This window comes from Citrobacter europaeus (assembly GCA_020099315.1).
GTDB lineage: Bacteria > Pseudomonadota > Gammaproteobacteria > Enterobacterales > Enterobacteriaceae > Citrobacter > Citrobacter europaeus.
Map to the genome: position 1 here is coordinate 1,245,195 of CP083650.1, position 14,825 is coordinate 1,260,019.

At 51.4% G+C, this 14,825-nt stretch carries 16 protein-coding genes; 5 read left to right on the forward strand and 11 right to left on the reverse strand.

What is annotated here, in order from left to right:
- Positions 1-153 precede the first annotated feature (153 nt).
- Both LA337_05760 and pheP read left to right on the forward strand, forming a co-directional pair.
- On the forward strand, positions 154-1,239 hold the full coding sequence (locus LA337_05760; GenBank protein UBI17203.1) for a YncE family protein: 1,086 nt from the start codon (positions 154-156) through the stop codon (positions 1,237-1,239).
- A 146-nt stretch (positions 1,240-1,385) separates the two neighbouring features.
- Complete coding sequence (pheP, locus tag LA337_05765) at positions 1,386-2,780, forward strand: phenylalanine transporter (GenBank protein UBI17204.1); 1,395 nt, start codon at positions 1,386-1,388, stop codon at positions 2,778-2,780.
- A gap of 54 nt (positions 2,781-2,834) precedes the next feature.
- Here pheP and LA337_05770 read toward each other — a convergent pair whose 3' ends face one another.
- The 4 genes from LA337_05770 to LA337_05785 all read right to left on the reverse strand — a co-directional run bounded on the left by LA337_05770 (position 2,835) and on the right by LA337_05785 (position 5,867).
- The gene (locus LA337_05770; GenBank protein UBI17205.1) at positions 2,835-4,079 is read right to left on the reverse strand and encodes a mechanosensitive ion channel family protein; all 1,245 of its coding nucleotides are present in this window, start codon (positions 4,077-4,079) and stop codon (positions 2,835-2,837) included.
- Positions 4,080-4,144: 65 nt separating this feature from the next.
- The gene (gene nfsB, locus LA337_05775; GenBank protein UBI17206.1) at positions 4,145-4,798 is read right to left on the reverse strand and encodes an oxygen-insensitive NAD(P)H nitroreductase; all 654 of its coding nucleotides are present in this window, start codon (positions 4,796-4,798) and stop codon (positions 4,145-4,147) included.
- Positions 4,799-4,917: 119 nt separating this feature from the next.
- A complete protein-coding gene (locus LA337_05780; GenBank protein ID UBI17207.1) occupies positions 4,918-5,286 on the reverse strand; it encodes an MmcQ/YjbR family DNA-binding protein in 369 nt (122 codons plus the stop codon).
- Positions 5,286-5,867, reverse strand: a complete 582-nt coding sequence (locus LA337_05785; protein ID UBI17208.1) for a TetR/AcrR family transcriptional regulator — start codon at positions 5,865-5,867, stop codon at positions 5,286-5,288. Before LA337_05785 ends, LA337_05780 begins: the two co-directional genes overlap by 1 nt.
- A 190-nt stretch (positions 5,868-6,057) precedes the next feature.
- Here LA337_05785 and LA337_05790 point away from each other — a divergent pair, with 190 nt between their 5' ends.
- Together LA337_05790 and LA337_05795 are read left to right on the forward strand one after the other, a co-directional pair.
- Complete coding sequence (locus LA337_05790) at positions 6,058-7,170, forward strand: MBL fold metallo-hydrolase (GenBank protein UBI17209.1); 1,113 nt, start codon at positions 6,058-6,060, stop codon at positions 7,168-7,170.
- 17 nt (positions 7,171-7,187) lie between these two features.
- Positions 7,188-7,529 carry a RamA family antibiotic efflux transcriptional regulator gene (locus tag LA337_05795; GenBank protein UBI18409.1) on the forward strand — a complete coding sequence of 114 codons (342 nt, stop codon included), beginning with the start codon at positions 7,188-7,190 and terminating at the stop codon, positions 7,527-7,529.
- A 21-nt stretch (positions 7,530-7,550) separates the two neighbouring features.
- Here the strand turns inward: LA337_05795 and LA337_05800 are convergent, their stop codons facing one another.
- Both LA337_05800 and LA337_05805 read right to left on the reverse strand, forming a co-directional pair.
- The gene (locus LA337_05800; protein ID UBI17210.1) at positions 7,551-7,799 is read right to left on the reverse strand and encodes a DUF1158 domain-containing protein; all 249 of its coding nucleotides are present in this window, start codon (positions 7,797-7,799) and stop codon (positions 7,551-7,553) included.
- 67 nt (positions 7,800-7,866) lie between these two features.
- The gene (locus LA337_05805) at positions 7,867-8,985 is read right to left on the reverse strand and encodes a glutamate--cysteine ligase (GenBank protein ID UBI17211.1); all 1,119 of its coding nucleotides are present in this window, start codon (positions 8,983-8,985) and stop codon (positions 7,867-7,869) included.
- 144 nt (positions 8,986-9,129) lie between these two features.
- On the opposite strand from LA337_05805, the gene LA337_05810 reads away from it, so the two are divergent.
- Positions 9,130-9,834: a GNAT family N-acetyltransferase gene (locus LA337_05810; protein UBI17212.1), complete on the forward strand. Its 705-nt coding sequence runs from the start codon at positions 9,130-9,132 to the stop codon at positions 9,832-9,834.
- A 42-nt stretch (positions 9,835-9,876) separates the two neighbouring features.
- On the opposite strand, the gene LA337_05815 is transcribed toward LA337_05810, so the two are convergent.
- Genes LA337_05815 through LA337_05835 form a run of 5 tightly spaced genes read right to left on the reverse strand, consistent with a single transcriptional unit; the run spans position 9,877 to position 14,800 of the window.
- Positions 9,877-10,662 (reverse strand): SDR family oxidoreductase, encoded by a 786-nt coding sequence (locus LA337_05815; protein ID UBI17213.1) that lies wholly within the window; start codon positions 10,660-10,662, stop codon positions 9,877-9,879.
- A 35-nt stretch (positions 10,663-10,697) separates the two neighbouring features.
- Positions 10,698-11,495, reverse strand: a complete 798-nt coding sequence (locus LA337_05820) for an SDR family oxidoreductase (GenBank protein ID UBI17214.1) — start codon at positions 11,493-11,495, stop codon at positions 10,698-10,700.
- A 53-nt stretch (positions 11,496-11,548) separates the two neighbouring features.
- Positions 11,549-12,616, reverse strand: a complete 1,068-nt coding sequence (locus tag LA337_05825; protein UBI17215.1) for an ABC transporter permease — start codon at positions 12,614-12,616, stop codon at positions 11,549-11,551.
- Positions 12,617-12,633: 17 nt separating this feature from the next.
- Positions 12,634-14,178: a sugar ABC transporter ATP-binding protein gene (locus tag LA337_05830; GenBank protein ID UBI17216.1), complete on the reverse strand. Its 1,545-nt coding sequence runs from the start codon at positions 14,176-14,178 to the stop codon at positions 12,634-12,636.
- Position 14,179: 1 nt separating this feature from the next.
- Positions 14,180-14,800 (reverse strand): DUF2291 domain-containing protein, encoded by a 621-nt coding sequence (locus LA337_05835; protein ID UBI17217.1) that lies wholly within the window; start codon positions 14,798-14,800, stop codon positions 14,180-14,182.
- Positions 14,801-14,825: the final 25 nt, after the last annotated feature.

Genomic DNA, 14,825 nt, shown 5'->3' on the forward strand with positions numbered 1-14,825 from the left:
CGGAAGTCGCGCGCACCTGTTTGCATCTTCAAACCTCTGTTTCATGTTTTTTATTATCGGGTAATTATTCTTGATTCAAAAAAGATAATGCGTATAGTTCTCATTCTCTTTTGTTGTTAACTCTCTGTATTACTTCTGGTAAGGATCCCGACAATGAAAAAAACAACATCCGCGCTGGCATTGCTGATTGCTGCGGCGTTAAGCGGTTGTGCGGCGCACTCCACGCCAGCCAGCAACGTCAGCGTTACGGAAAAAACAGCACAACCTGCCGTTACCGATGTACAGCAACGCGCGCTGGCGGATGGGTTATATGAAATGGCGCTTAGCCCGGCAGGGGATGCGTTGTACGTTGCCAGCGCCGAAGGATTTAAAGATGTGCAGGGCGGCGTGGTTTACAAGTTGGATCCGAAAACGCTCAAAACGCTTGGATTGAGTCATACCGATATGAAAAACTTTGGTATGGCTATCTCGCCGGACGGTAAAACGGTGTATGTCACCAACTCACTGGACGGTGGCCTGAGCGCGCTGAATACCGCTGACGGCAAGGTGAAAAATCGCGTACTGTTCCCGGAACGTAACTCAGAAGGTTTCCCGTATGGCGCCCGTCAGGTGCTGTTGCATAACGGTTTGCTCTATATTGGCGCCGTGGCGGATCCGGCGGTGATTTGGGTGGTTGACGCCGAAACCCTGAAGCTGAAAACCCGCATTAAAAACACGGGTAAATGGATGACCGGACTGCATTATTCAGCGGTGACGCAGCGAATTTATGCAGCTAACGGCGGCGGTGAAATTCTCGTCATCAATCCGCGTAATCAGCGTGTTGAGAAACGCTGGCAGCCGCTGGGTGAACAACCTGCGCTGCTGCTGAATATGGCGGAGGACGCACAAACGGGTCGTCTGTTTGTCACCGACAACTCAAAAGCGAAAACCACTCTGGTTCTGGATATTCATACGGGTAACCTGCTGAAAAAACTGGATGTGGGTGATTCGCTGGCGGTGAAATTCAACGCAAAACGCAACGAAATCTATATTACGCAGCGTGATTCAGGGAAATTGCTCAGCCTGAATGCGACTGATTACAGCGTGAAGAAAAGTTGGGATTTACCCCCTAACCCAAACAGCCTGCTGCTCTCGGCGGATGGACAAACGCTGTTTGTGACGGTGAAGCAAAAATTTAATAAAGACCACTCTACGTCTGCGCCAGATAACGTGGTACGTATTGACTTGAATAAACAATAACAACTCGCCTTCTTTTTATTGTTTTTCTCCCGAGCCTCGGTGCGTTGGGCAAGGAAGCCCGGCGCATCCAATCGATTGCGCCTTGCGACAACCAGGTTGAAATGTTAAAAGAAGCCCCTTCAATAAAAACGACACAGGGGAAGGGCGTGAAAAACGCGTCAACTGCATCTGACACCAGCGTGTCTGATGCCGCGTCGACGAACGAGCCGACGCTTCAACGAGGGTTGCAAAACCGCCATATTCAGTTAATTGCGCTGGGCGGTGCAATTGGTACGGGCCTGTTTTTGGGCATTGGTCCGGCTATTCAGATGGCGGGACCTGCGGTGTTACTGGGTTACGGCTTTGCCGGGTTCATCGCTTTTCTGATTATGCGTCAACTGGGCGAAATGGTAGTGGAAGAACCCGTTTCCGGATCCTTCGCTCATTTTGCCTATAAATATTGGGGACCGTTCGCGGGTTTTCTGTCCGGCTGGAACTACTGGGTGATGTTTGTGCTGGTCGGTATGGCGGAACTTACAGCGGCCGGGATCTATATGCAGTACTGGTTGCCCGATGTCCCAACCTGGATTTGGGCCGCGGCATTTTTCGTGATCATCAATGCCGTCAACCTGGTCAACGTACGTCTGTATGGCGAAACGGAATTCTGGTTCGCGCTGATTAAAGTGCTGGCCATTATCGGCATGATTGGTTTTGGCGTGTGGATGCTGTTTTCCGGTAACGGCGGGGAACATGCAAGCATCGATAACCTGTGGCGTTACAACGGCTTTTTTGCTACCGGCTGGAACGGATTAATTCTGTCGCTGGCGGTGATTATGTTCTCCTTTGGCGGACTGGAGCTTATCGGGATTACTGCCGCAGAAGCGCAGGACCCGCAGAAAAGCATTCCAAAGGCGGTAAACCAGGTGGTGTACCGTATTCTGCTGTTTTACATCGGTTCTCTGGTGGTGCTGTTAGCGCTCTACCCGTGGGTAGAGGTGAAATCCAACAGCAGCCCGTTCGTGATGATTTTCCATAATCTTGACAGCAACGTGGTGGCTTCTGCGCTGAACTTTGTCATTCTTGTGGCTTCGCTGTCGGTGTATAACAGTGGTGTTTACTCTAACAGTCGTATGCTATTTGGTCTCTCGGTTCAGGGGAACGCGCCGAAGTTCTTAACCCGCGTCAGCCGTCGTGGCGTACCGGTGAACTCACTGATCCTCTCCGGCGCTATTACGTCACTGGTGGTCCTGATCAACTATGTTCTGCCGCAAAAGGCCTTTAGCCTGCTGATGGCGCTGGTGGTGGCGACGTTACTGCTGAACTGGATTATGATCTGCCTGGCGCATCTGCGGTTCCGGGCGGCGATGCGACGTAAGGGACGTGACACGCAGTTTAAAGCACTGCTGTACCCGGCAGGGAACTACCTGTGTATTGCTTTCCTTGGCATGATTCTGGTGCTGATGTGTACGATGGATGAAATGCGCCTGTCAGCTATCCTGCTGCCGGTGTGGATCCTGTTCCTGTTTGTTGCCTTCAAACTGTTGCGTCGTAAACCTCGCTAAGCTATGGCCGATCTCATATTAATAATGGGATCGGCCATTTTCTCTCTGTCCGGTTTATCGCTGAAACGCGCCAGACAGTGCGCGAATATCGTTTCCGGTAGGCGACTGATGAATGCGTAAACCAAACTCTTCGACCACGGCAAAGATATGGTCGAAGATATCAGCCTGAATACTTTCATATTCCAGCCAGACTACCGTATTAGTAAAGGCATAAATTTCGATCGGTAAACCGTGATCGTCCGGCGCAAGCTGGCGTACCATTAACGTCATATCTTTGCGAATACGCGGATGATGACGCAAATATTCGTTCAGATAAGCGCGGAAGGTGCCAATATTCGTCATCTGGCGGTGATTCAATACCGATTCAGGCGCATCTAATTGCTGATTCCACTCGTCAATTTCCTGGTGACGTGTTGTTAAATACGGTTTCAGCAGGTGGGCTTTATGCAGACGCTGGCGCTCATCCTCATCAAGAAAATGGATGCTGGTGGCATCGATGCTGATGCTGCGTTTTATTCTCCGCCCACCGGAAGCCGACATTCCACTCCAGTTTTTAAAAGAGTCTGAGACCAGTGACCAGGTTGGGATAGTGGTGATGGTGTTATCCCAGTTGCGCACTTTCACGGTGGTTAAGCCAATATCAATAACCGCGCCATCGGCACCATATTTCGGCATTTCCAGCCAGTCACCCAACTTCAACATATCGTTGGCTGAAAGTTGTATTCCGGCAACCAGTCCGAGGATTGGATCTTTAAACACCAGCATTAACACGGCGGCCATGGCGCCCAGACCGCTTATCAGTATTGCCGGTGACTGACCAATCAGCAGGGAAATCATCAATATTCCGACGAGAATTGCGCTGATGAGTTTGATGCCCTGGAATATGCCTTTTAGCGGTAATTGCGATGCGGCAGGGAGTTTTTGCGACAGATTGAGAATAACGTCCAGCAGGGAAAACAGGGACAGCAGGGCGTACATCATGATCCACAGCTGAGCGCAGGTCACTAATATTTCTGCTGCTTCGCTGCCTTTCTGTAGCCAGAGTGCGGCCTGTATATTGACAATGATACCCTGTAGGGTGAATGCCAGCCGGTGAAATAACTTGTTCTGCGTGATGATTTGTAGCCACAGGCGGGAGCTGGCGCTGGCACGCTTTTCAAATGCGCGTAATACCACCCAGTGCAAAATAACGTGAACAATAATGGCGGTGATAAAAATAATGCCAAAAATCATCACCAATGAGGTGGTGTGATTTATTTCAATGCCGAGTTCTTCTACCTGAGATATCAATTCCTGCATAACGTCTCCTTAATAAACAGCGGTCTATGATGACCGCTGTGCGGAGCTTATGCAAATGCGGAGGATTAGACTTCCGTCAGTGTCGTTTCCAGCGGCAGACGAGATTTCGGCAGTGCGGCGTTGAAATCTTCTACGCTGTGATGACCCACCGGAACCACCACTACGCTGGTGAAACCTTTCTCTTTCAGGCCAAATTCTGCATCCATGACCGCTGAATCAAAGCCTTCGATCGGCACAGCATCCAGGCCCATAGCCGCAACGCCTAGCAGGAAGTTACCGACGTTGAGGTACACCTGTTTTGCCATCCAGTGGTTGTCATCCTTCAGCTCTTTGCGATGCATGTCGGCAAAGAAGGTACGGCCTTTATGGTTTGCGGCTTTAGCTTCAGGCGTAGCGAAACGACCATCGCTCTCTTCTTGATCCACCACGCGCTCCAGCCACGCATCGTCCATCGCCGTTTTGGCGCAGAACACCACAACGTGGGAAGCATCCAGCATTTTGCGTTCGTTGAATACAAAACCGCCGGCTGCGGATTTAGCTACACGCGCTTTACCTTCGTCAGTGCTGGCGACAATAAAGTGCCATGGCTGAGAGTTGGTGCTGGACGGGCTAAACTGCAGCAGCGTTTTTAATTTTTCGGCCTGCTCAGCGGTCAGTTTTTTATTCGGATCGAATGCCTTAGTGGAGTAACGTTTTAAGGCGACAGAAACAATATCCATAACTACTCCTGGTGATTTTTTATACCCTGCGGGTGCGTTTTGTTTCAGCAGGGTACAGGGTTAGCGGGAAAAAGATAAGACAGGAAAATGCAAAAACACTTATCGGGGTTAACGATAAATCAACCTGGACGTAGACGTTTTTGATCCCGCTTCGCCAGACCGTCTACGACGCGGTGCCATGAATCATTCACCAGCTCTGCCAGTAATGATTCGGTAATGTCGTCGCCAGGGTAGACCGAGATCCAGTGTTTTTTATTCATGTGATAGCCGGGTTTAATGCTGGGGTAGATCTGCTGGTTTAACAGTGACTTTTGCGGGTCTGATTTCAGGTTAACCAGCGGGCGTCCGCGAAGCTCAGTGACCAGCATAAAAATTTTGCCGCCGACTTTGAAGACGTCGTATTCCGGGCCGAATGGCCAGCAGTGTTCGGTAAAAGGCTGTTCGAGCGCCAGGCGCTTCGCACAGGCATGCAGGGTCTGGCCGTCCATTATTTTTCCTCGCGGGTCAGTGCGCGCCACATGGCTTCAAACCCCATCGATATATAGTCTTTTGCGCGGGCCGTGTCGCGGGCGGCGAACTCCATGGTGGTCTCCGCCAGAGAAAGAAACAACGCATCGCCAAAGGCGCGATACTCGTCAGACATAAACTCGGGTCGTACGGAACGATGACAAAGATCGCGTAATTCCGGGAACATATCGTCAGCCTGTTGTTCTGTTTCTTTGCTGATTTTCTCGCTGACGGCCAACTGGCGAATCGTGCGATGCCCGCAGGTGTGGTTCAGGCCCCAGCTAATGTAGCTGTTCCAGATGTAGTGAGTCATGGTTTTGGCATCGGTCACTGAGCGATCCAGATTTGCCATCATCGACTGACAAAGATCTTGCTTCAAAAAGAGGTAAAGCTCGTTGATCAAATCATCTTTGGTCGCGAAATAGCGAAACAAGGTTCCCTCCGCAACCCCTGCATTGCGGGCTATCACGGCGGTAGAGGCCGCAATACCTGATTGTGCAAATGCTGTGGTTGCAGCTTCCAGTAATGCCAGTTTTTTGTCTTCACTCTTCGGACGAGCCACTACACTTTACCCTTAAGTCTGTAAAAAACATGATTGAATCACGGCCTTTGCTGCACCGCAACGGCGAATGTCAAAGATTGAAAATCATCTTGACGGCGAACTTTCGATTTCTATAATGAGTGCTTACTCACTCATAATCAAGAGTCAGTCGCGCAAACCAGCGGAAAGGGGGCGCGTTTAAGGTCAGGATATGAAGCGTCTCACAGTTTGTGTGGTTGTTATTATGCTTATTGCCGCAGCTGCAAGTTTACCGTTTGTACTCAATGCCGGGTTTGGTCAGGCACCGCAAGGGGCACAACTGAGTCAGGTTGAACAGTCACCACACTATCGTGATGGACAGTTTCATAACCAGGTGCCGACACCGGGCTATACCGGCAACAAAGGTATGCTGGCGGCCTGGTGGGAGTTTCTGGTTGCAAAGCGTGAAAATGCGCGTCCGGCGCAGCCGTTACCGCTGGTGGCGACCGATCTCGCCGGGCTTGCGCCGCTGCAGGATACGCTGGTCTGGCTCGGCCACTCCTCGTGGTATTTACAGCTGGCGGGTCAGCGTATCTTGATTGATCCGGTGTTTAGCAATTATGCCGCACCGTTTTCATTCCTGAATAAAGCCTTCGCCGGAGATTATCCGTGGAGTGCGCAGACGATGCCGGAGATCGATCTGCTCATCATCTCGCACGATCACTATGACCATCTGGATCTCGCCACTATCAAGGCGCTAATGCCGAAAATTAAGCGGGTGATTACGCCGCTCGGCGTCGGATCGCATCTGCGTTACTGGGGGATGCGCAGCGAGATAATCGAAGAGCGCGACTGGAATCAGTCTGTCAGAGTGACGGATTCGCTGATCGTTCATGTGCTGCCTGCTCGTCATTTCTCGGGACGCGGTATCAAGCGCAACCAAACGCTATGGGCGAGCTTCATGTTCGAAACGCCGGAGCAGAACGTTTATTACAGTGGCGATTCCGGCTATGGACCGCATTTCAAAGCCATTGGCGAGCAGTTTGGCTCGGTTGACCTGGCGATTATGGAGAACGGTCAGTATGACCAGGACTGGAAGTTTATTCACATGATGCCGGAAGAGACGGCACAGGCCGCGGCAGATTTGCATGCGAAAGCCGTGTTGCCAGGGCATGCCGGCCGTTTCGTTCTGGCGAAACATACCTGGGATGATCCTTACAAACGACTGGCGCTTGCCAGCCGTCATCAGGATTACCGCCTGCTGACGCCCATGCTGGGTGAACCGGTAGTACTGTCCGAACCGGACCAACCGTTTACGGCCTGGTGGCAACAGGCGACTCAATGAATACAGGGGAGAGCATGATGACGATTTCTGCTCAGGTAATTGATACGATTGTTGAATGGATTGATGATAATTTGAATCAGCCATTGCGCATTGATGATATTGCGCGCCATGCGGGATATTCCAAATGGCACCTGCAGCGTCTCTTTATGCAGTACAAAGGTGAAAGCCTCGGGCGTTACATCCGTGAGCGTAAGCTGCTGCTGGCGGCGCGCGATCTACGCGATACCGACCAGAAAGTGTACGACATTTGTTTGAAGTACGGATTTGATTCGCAGCAGACCTTTACGCGTATTTTCACCCGTACGTTCAGCCAGCCGCCGGGTGCTTATCGCAAAGAAAATCATAGCCGAACGCATTAACGACGAAGAGTTCTCGCGGGCCTAATCCGCCAGCGAGAACCAGCGCCGCCAGATGAAGCGCAACAGCAAATACTCAAGCACCCCCAGCAGTAAAAACCACAGGCAATACAGCAAAGTATAAAACTGGTTGAGATCCATCAGATGAAAGGTGGTGACGACCTTTTGCGCCAACAGCAGGCCAAGCGAGGGGGCGGGTAGCAGCAGGCAGGACAAAAAAGCCAGCAGCAGGATCCCTGCGACGGTCATCAGTGATTCAAGCGGATGTTTCATAGCATTGTTAAACTTGAGTTAAAAAGCCATTGTCCGGGATCTCTGCGGGCAACGCAAATTCCCACGCTTACAACCCTGCCCAAATCTCACAATGCTTTTTCACCAGACCACTCAACGACCCGCCGTCGGCGACGAAATCACGCATATTTTGTGCTTCATCATGACCATTTTTAACCTGCAGGCCTATAGCTTCAATCGCGCTGGTCGCGCCCACTTTATCTGCAGAGGTAGCGATATTCTCCAGTAGCCGCAATGTGTCATCTGACAAGCGGCAGCCGTCGCCGGTGTTGACGTCGGTGACGATTCCCGCCATACCAAAGCGGCAAGCCTGGAAACGGTTGAATTTATACAGCAGGTAATCACGCTCCTGGTGTTTGAACGGGCGTTTGGTGAGTAACCAGTGGGCGGTAGCCTGAATAAGCCCTGCCATATTGACTGCATGATCAAGGGTCAGCGGCGTATCCATTACCCGAACCTCTACTGTGCCAAAGTGCGGGCTGGGGCGGATATCCCAGTGTAAATCTTTAATGCTGTCAATCATGCTGGTGTAAGCCAGCCGACGGAATAGCCCCTCGAATTCCTGCCAGTTATTCACCCATGGCATCGGGCCATTATCGGGAAATCCGGAGAATATATTTAGTCGCGCGCAGGCAAACCGCGTGTCGGACGTCTGCATATAAGGTGAGGCGGCGGAGAGCGCAATAAAATGGGGAACAAACCGCGACAGCCCGTGCAGGAGATAAATGGCATCATCGCCGTTTGCGCAGCCGATATGCACATGCTGGCCGAACACTGTCGCCTGCTGGATAAGATAGCCAAAATTTTCCAGGTTGCGTCGATAGCGTTCGTCATCGCACACTTCCTGACGTTGCCATTTTTGAAATGGATGCGTACCACCACCACAGATGGCGAGGTGATGCTTTGCAGCAACCCGCGAGATTACCTGCTGCATGGCGGATAATTCAGCACTCGCCTGGTCGATATCGCGACAAACCCCGGTCGCCATCTCCAGCATACTTTCCGTGATATCGTGCTTTACTTCTCCGGCGGTAAGCAGCGGCTTTACGGCGTCAATCAACCGGGAAGAATCCTGGCTCAGGTCGTAGCCCGGAGGATTGACTACCTGCATTTCCAGCTCAATGCCTAACGTGAAAGGGTCAGAAACATGAAAATCGGGTAGTGGCATAGGGTTCTCTTCAGCGTTGATTGAATCCTTAGAGTATAGAAGCGCTGCTGATTTTCTGTTCGTTGTCAAAATCTTCTGGCGACGCTTTGAAGGCGAAATGGCCGGTGTTATAACTATTTTTTACTTCGCAAAAGGGGTTGAAAGGTGCCGGAACTAAATCTTTATGGACAGACCGTCGGCGATGTTGTGCCGGGCTGGAATGGCGCCGCCGTGCTGCCACGGGAAACGCTTACAGGGCAATATTGTCGACTGGTTCCTCTGGATGCCGACAGCCATGCTGCCGATCTGTTTGATGCCTATGCGCAGGCACCGGACGATCGCGACTGGACCTGGCTTGCCAGCTCTCGCCCCACAAGCGTTGAGGCCGCAGCTTGCTGGGTTCAGGGGAAAGCTACTGATGCATCTCTGGTTCCCTATGCCGTCATTGAGCAGCGTTCCGGACGTGCCGTTGGACTAGTGTGCTTTATGGCGATTGAACGAGAGCACGGTTCGGTCGAAATTGGTCATGTGACCTGGTCACCGCGCATGAAAAATACGGTACTCGGCACCGAAAGTATCTGGCTGCTGCTGCGCCAGGCGTTTGCGTTGGGCTATCGTCGCGTGGAGTGGAAATGTGATTCCCTGAACACGGCTTCCCGTCGGGCGGCTGAGCGCCTTGGGTTTATCTTCGAAGGACGCTTTCGCCAGAAGATTGTGCGCAAGGGGCGTAATCGCGACAGCGACTGGTTATCGATGATTGACGGCGAATGGCCCCAGTGTGACGCCGTGTTACAGCGCTGGCTGGCTGCCGACAACTTTGATGAAAACGGCCGGCAACGAAAAACGCTGGCTGCCTGTAGCGGAGAATAAATTAATGCCCGCAGCTAACCATGGCTGCGGGCGTAATGCTGTTTACCAACAGATAAATCCACCATCTACAACCAGGTCTACACCGGTGCAAAATGAAGCAGCATCGCTGGCCAGAAAGAGTGCCGGGCCCGCCATCTCTTCCACTTTTGCCATGCGCTGAATCGGCGTCTGGCTTTCAAACTCCCGCGTCTGATGAACCATTTCCGGTCGAGTGTTCATCGGCGTGGCGGTATATCCAGGGCTGATAGAATTCACGCGGATCCCTTTTCCAATCCACTCCATCGCCAGGCTTTTTGACAGATGAATGACCCCAGCCTTAGCGCTATTGTAATGGGCTTGTTCAAGACCTCGGTTAACAATAATTCCGGACATGGATGCGATGTTAATAATCGAGCCACCACCGGATTCCAGCATCAGTTCCGCTTCGGCTTTACAGGAATTCCACACGCCAGTGAGGTTAATGTCGATAACGCGTTGCCACTGCTCGCTTTCCATTTCCAGCGCTGGGTTGGCGTTGGCAATGCCTGCGGCATTGACCGCAATATCCAGACGACCAAAGCGTTCCTTCGCCAGGGCTACCGCGGCGCGAAGGTCGCTAAGCTGACGGACATCACCCGTATAGAGCGCAGCCTGGGCGCCAATAGAGGTAATAGTATCAACGGTCGCGTTCAGCCCGCCGTCTTCGCGCAAATCAAAACAGACTACGTGTGCGCCCGCGCTGGCGAGTGCGCAGGCGATAGTCTGACCGATGCCGCTGCCTGCGCCAGTAACAAAAGCGACGCGCCCCTCAAGATTAAACAGTTGTTGAGCAAAATCTTTTGCAATCATAGTGATGACTCTCTTAACAGATACCCTGGCGGGCATTAAGACATAATCAGGCCGCCATCGATGTTGATGGTTTGTCCGGTGAGATAACGCGCATCGTCAGAGGCGAGAAAAGCGACCAGCCCGGCGACATCTTCAGGTTTGCCCGCGCGTTTCATTGGGATGCCTTTAACCCATTCCGCCATCAGTTCACCTTTGCCATAGCGTTTTTCATCTGTACTGAGAATCTCGCCCCAGACACGATCGTTGTAATCCCACATTTCGCTTTCGATTATCCCCGGGCAAAAGGCGTTGACGGTGATATTCCATGGCGCTAACTCATGGGCCAGACTTTGCGTAATGCCAATTACGCCCATCTTGCTGGCGGCGTAGTGTGGGGTATAGATGAAACCCTGACGTCCCTGACCGGAAGAGGTATTAATCAGGCAGCCCTGGTTTTGCTTAACCATATATTTTGCGGCTTCCCGGCAGCAGAGCCATACGCCAGTGGTATTTACGGCGAGGACTTTTTCGAAATCTGCTTTCGGCATGCGGTCGAAATAGTCGATGGTGATAACACCCGCGTTTTGAATTGAGACATCAATGGTGCCAAAGCGCGCTGCGGCCTGCTCGTACAGAGATTGCACCTGCGCTTCATTGGTGACATCCACCTGCAAAGATAAAATATCTGCCTGATAGCGCTGACGAAGCTGTTCCGCTGTTTCGTGGACGCGCTCTGCATTAGATACCATCACCAGATTTGCGCCGTCGCGGGCAAAACGTTCGGCGATACCTGCGCCAATCCCTCGACAAGCACCAGTGATGACAATTGTCTTACCATGAAAATCACGTTGCATATTTTTATCCCCTGTATGGGCCGGGCAAAAGATGCCCGGCGGAATGTTGCTGCTTAACTGGATACGGTATTTACTGAGGGTGCTGCCGCCAGCTTTTCGTCGTGGCGACGCATCAGAATGACTTTGTTCTGCAGCTTTTGCTGGAACTGATCGACAACAACGGCGGTGACGATAACCACACCTTTGATGACCATTTGCCAGAAGTCGCTGACGCCCATCATCACCATGCCATCGGCGAGGAAGACAATTACGAAGGCACCGATAATGGAGCCGGAGACACGTCCACGTCCTCCCGCGAGGGCAGTTCCACCCAGCACAGTTGCGCCAATGGCATCCATCTCAAACATGTTGCCGGTCATCGGATGTGCGGTTTGCAGTTGTGAAGCCACAATCAGCCCAACAAAAGCGGCACACAGACCGGAGAAGGCGTAGACAAAGATCTTCGCTTTTACGATAGGGACACCCGCCAGACGTGCGGCGGATTCGTTCCCTCCAATCGCGTAGATGTAGCGGCCTAATGGGGTTTTGGTGGTTACCCAGTAGCCCAGCAACAGGAAGGCAATCATCAGCCAGATAGGAAGATAAATCCCCAACAAAGTACCTGAACCCAGCGTGGCAAAACCGGTATTGCCCAGCGCGTCCATGCCGTTCAGATTTGGGTAAGTGCTGCCGTCGTTAAACAGAAGAGCAGACCCTCTGGCAACGTACATCATGCCGAGCGTACAGATAAACGGTGCAACGCCGAAACGGGTGATGACGGCACCGTTGACAAAACCAACGACAACGCCGAAGAGGGCAACACAGATTATGACCTCTGGTACGTTGAAGAAGATGATGTTGCCACCCCAGATGGGCAGACCGTTGGTAAGCAAGGCGCCTGCAACCATACCGCAAATACCCGCTACCGCCCCGACGGACAGATCGATACCGCCAGTCAGTATCACCAGCGTCATACCAATTGCCAGTAAGCCTGTGATGGCGACGTGCTGGGTCATGATCAACAGGTTAGAGGTGGTCAGGAAATTAGGTACCATCACGCTAAAGAATGCGATAACCAGCAGCAGTGCGATAAACGTTCTGGCCTTCAGCAGGTACATATAAATCATATATTTCTGGTTCATGATGGATTCCAGCCTGATTAATCTTGAGGTGTAGAAGCCGCGATTAATGCCTCGCGGGTGACCGCATGACGGGGGACATCAGCGGTGATTCGGCCATCGGCCATCACCAGAATACGGTCCGCCAGCGCCATCACTTCGTCCAGCTCTGATGAAGAGAACATCACCGCCAGCCCTTGCTGCGCCATTTTGCCAATAAGGTGATACACGTCGGTTTTCGCGCCCACATCAATGCCTCGGGTAGGTTCGTCAAGGAAAACCACCTGCGGTTGCGTCATCAATGCCTTACCCAGCACCACTTTTTGCTGATTACCGCCGCTTAATGAGGTGATAGGCAATTCGGGATCGCTCACTTTGATAGCCAGTTGCTGGATCATTGCCTTCACACTGGCCTGCTCTTTGTGCGGGTTCAGCCATTTCCAGGCACGGCGAAAGCCTTGCAGGCTGAAGTCAGACAGCGTCATGTTGGACTGAATCGACATCATCTGAACAACGCCTTCACCCTGTCGGTCTTCAGGCACCAGCGCCAGCCCCTTTTTAAGACGTGACTGAAAATGGGCTTTATCAATGCATTCGCCGTTAAGCTGCACGCTCCCACTCTGGCAGGGCATGAGTCCCACCAGGCCTTTGAACAGTTCAGTTCGTCCTGCGCCCAGCAGACCATAGATTCCGATGACTTCGCCTTTACTGAGGCTAAATGTCACGTCATTAAGCTTATAGCCGCCGCTCGGATGAAGGGCTGTGAGACCCTGTACGGATAGAACCGTTTCACCTTTTGGTGCGGGTTGATAATCAAAATGTTTTTTCTTATCACCTACCATTTGTTCAATGATCCACGGAATACTGGCATCATTGACTGGACGTTCACTGATAAAACGGCCGTCGCGGAAAATCGTGATGTAATCACCAATTTCCATCAACTCTTCCAGACGGTGGGATATATAGATGATGGTGACGCCGCGTCGCTTGAGTTGCTCAATGACGTTAAACAACACTTTCACCTCAGACTGGCTGAGGGCGGAGGTTGGTTCATCCATGATTAAAACACGGGTATCTTTGGAGAGCGCACGCGCAATCTCGACCAGTTGCTGATGACCGATCCCTAATTCTTCCAGTGGCGTATACGGATCAACATCCAGTTCGAGTCTTTCCAGTAAGGATTTTGCCAGAGCGTATTGGTATTTTTCGTTGATTTTCCCTTTCTGAAAAAACTCGTTTGCCATGAAAATATTATCCATGACATTCATGTTTGGGAATAAATTCAACTCCTGAAAAATAATACTGATACCCAGTTTTTCGGCCTGATGGGTCGAATTTAATGTAACGGGTGTGCCATCCATAATAATGTGCCCGGAAGAAGGGCTTTCGACACCAGCAAGCATTTTCATCATGGTGGACTTACCCGCACCATTTTCTCCGATCAGCACGTTTACTTTATTCCGATATACCCGATAGTTGACGCTATCTAACGCCACTACCCCAGGGTAAACACGCGATAAATCGTGTGTTTCGATAATAACTTCAGATTCGACGGAATGAGGAGTGACGATATCTTGCTGCTGCATGCTATTGTCCTCCTACAGATTCAATTTTCGCTGGTGTAATATCCGGGATGGATCCTGGAATCTCCCACTCAGAAAAAACACCATAAACGTGTACTGACTCGCCGGTTTTAAGCTGCGCAGATTGGATCATCTTTATTGCTTGTTCGTTAATTCCCCGACCATATTCACCAAATAATACCTGGTCATTGAAATCACTATAACTTGCGCCTTTAAAGGCATCGCGTAATTGTGTGCCGCGTAGCGTCGGACCAATCTGTACAATAATGTTGTTGCCGCTTTTATCGGCGATAGTCATTTTCCCATTGCGAGAGGCGGTATCCAGATTGCTAATTTTTCCCTCAACTTGTACGTAAAAAATGCAGGGATTCTCTTCCTGGGAACGATAGCCGAGGTTTTTACAGGCGCTATCAAAATCTTTTTCAGCTTGCAAGGCCATCAGTAAATCAGCCACCGGACGAGCCTGCCCGACAATTTGCGGGACAATTTTGTTTTGCCACGTTTGATCTATATTGGCCATGTGTGGATTCGGTGGCGACTTGAGGTCCGCAAGTTCCTGCTGCGAGACGATGCGGCATCCTCCCACGGTCAACACGACCAGCGCAAGCCAGGCTTTTTTAGACATAATATTCTCCTCTGCGCCTCCTGAG

Bases quoted from the DNA above. Each gene is read 5' to 3' on its own strand.
- LA337_05760 (UBI17203.1), top strand. From the start codon at position 154: ATGAAAAAAACAACATCCGCGCTGGCATTGCTGATTGCTGCGGCGTTA.
- LA337_05835 (UBI17217.1), bottom strand. From the start codon at position 14,800: ATGTCTAAAAAAGCCTGGCTTGCGCTGGTCGTGTTGACCGTGGGAGGA.
- nfsB (UBI17206.1), bottom strand. From the start codon at position 4,798: ATGGATATTGTTTCTGTCGCCTTAAAACGTTACTCCACTAAGGCATTC.
- LA337_05790 (UBI17209.1), top strand. From the start codon at position 6,058: ATGAAGCGTCTCACAGTTTGTGTGGTTGTTATTATGCTTATTGCCGCA.
- LA337_05830 (UBI17216.1), bottom strand. From the start codon at position 14,178: ATGCAGCAGCAAGATATCGTCACTCCTCATTCCGTCGAATCTGAAGTT.
- LA337_05770 (UBI17205.1), bottom strand. From the start codon at position 4,079: ATGCAGGAATTGATATCTCAGGTAGAAGAACTCGGCATTGAAATAAAT.
- LA337_05805 (UBI17211.1), bottom strand. From the start codon at position 8,985: ATGCCACTACCCGATTTTCATGTTTCTGACCCTTTCACGTTAGGCATT.
- LA337_05795 (UBI18409.1), top strand. From the start codon at position 7,188: ATGACGATTTCTGCTCAGGTAATTGATACGATTGTTGAATGGATTGAT.
- LA337_05780 (UBI17207.1), bottom strand. From the start codon at position 5,286: ATGGACGGCCAGACCCTGCATGCCTGTGCGAAGCGCCTGGCGCTCGAA.
- LA337_05800 (UBI17210.1), bottom strand. From the start codon at position 7,799: ATGAAACATCCGCTTGAATCACTGATGACCGTCGCAGGGATCCTGCTG.
- LA337_05815 (UBI17213.1), bottom strand. From the start codon at position 10,662: ATGATTGCAAAAGATTTTGCTCAACAACTGTTTAATCTTGAGGGGCGC.
- LA337_05825 (UBI17215.1), bottom strand. From the start codon at position 12,616: ATGAACCAGAAATATATGATTTATATGTACCTGCTGAAGGCCAGAACG.
- LA337_05820 (UBI17214.1), bottom strand. From the start codon at position 11,495: ATGCAACGTGATTTTCATGGTAAGACAATTGTCATCACTGGTGCTTGT.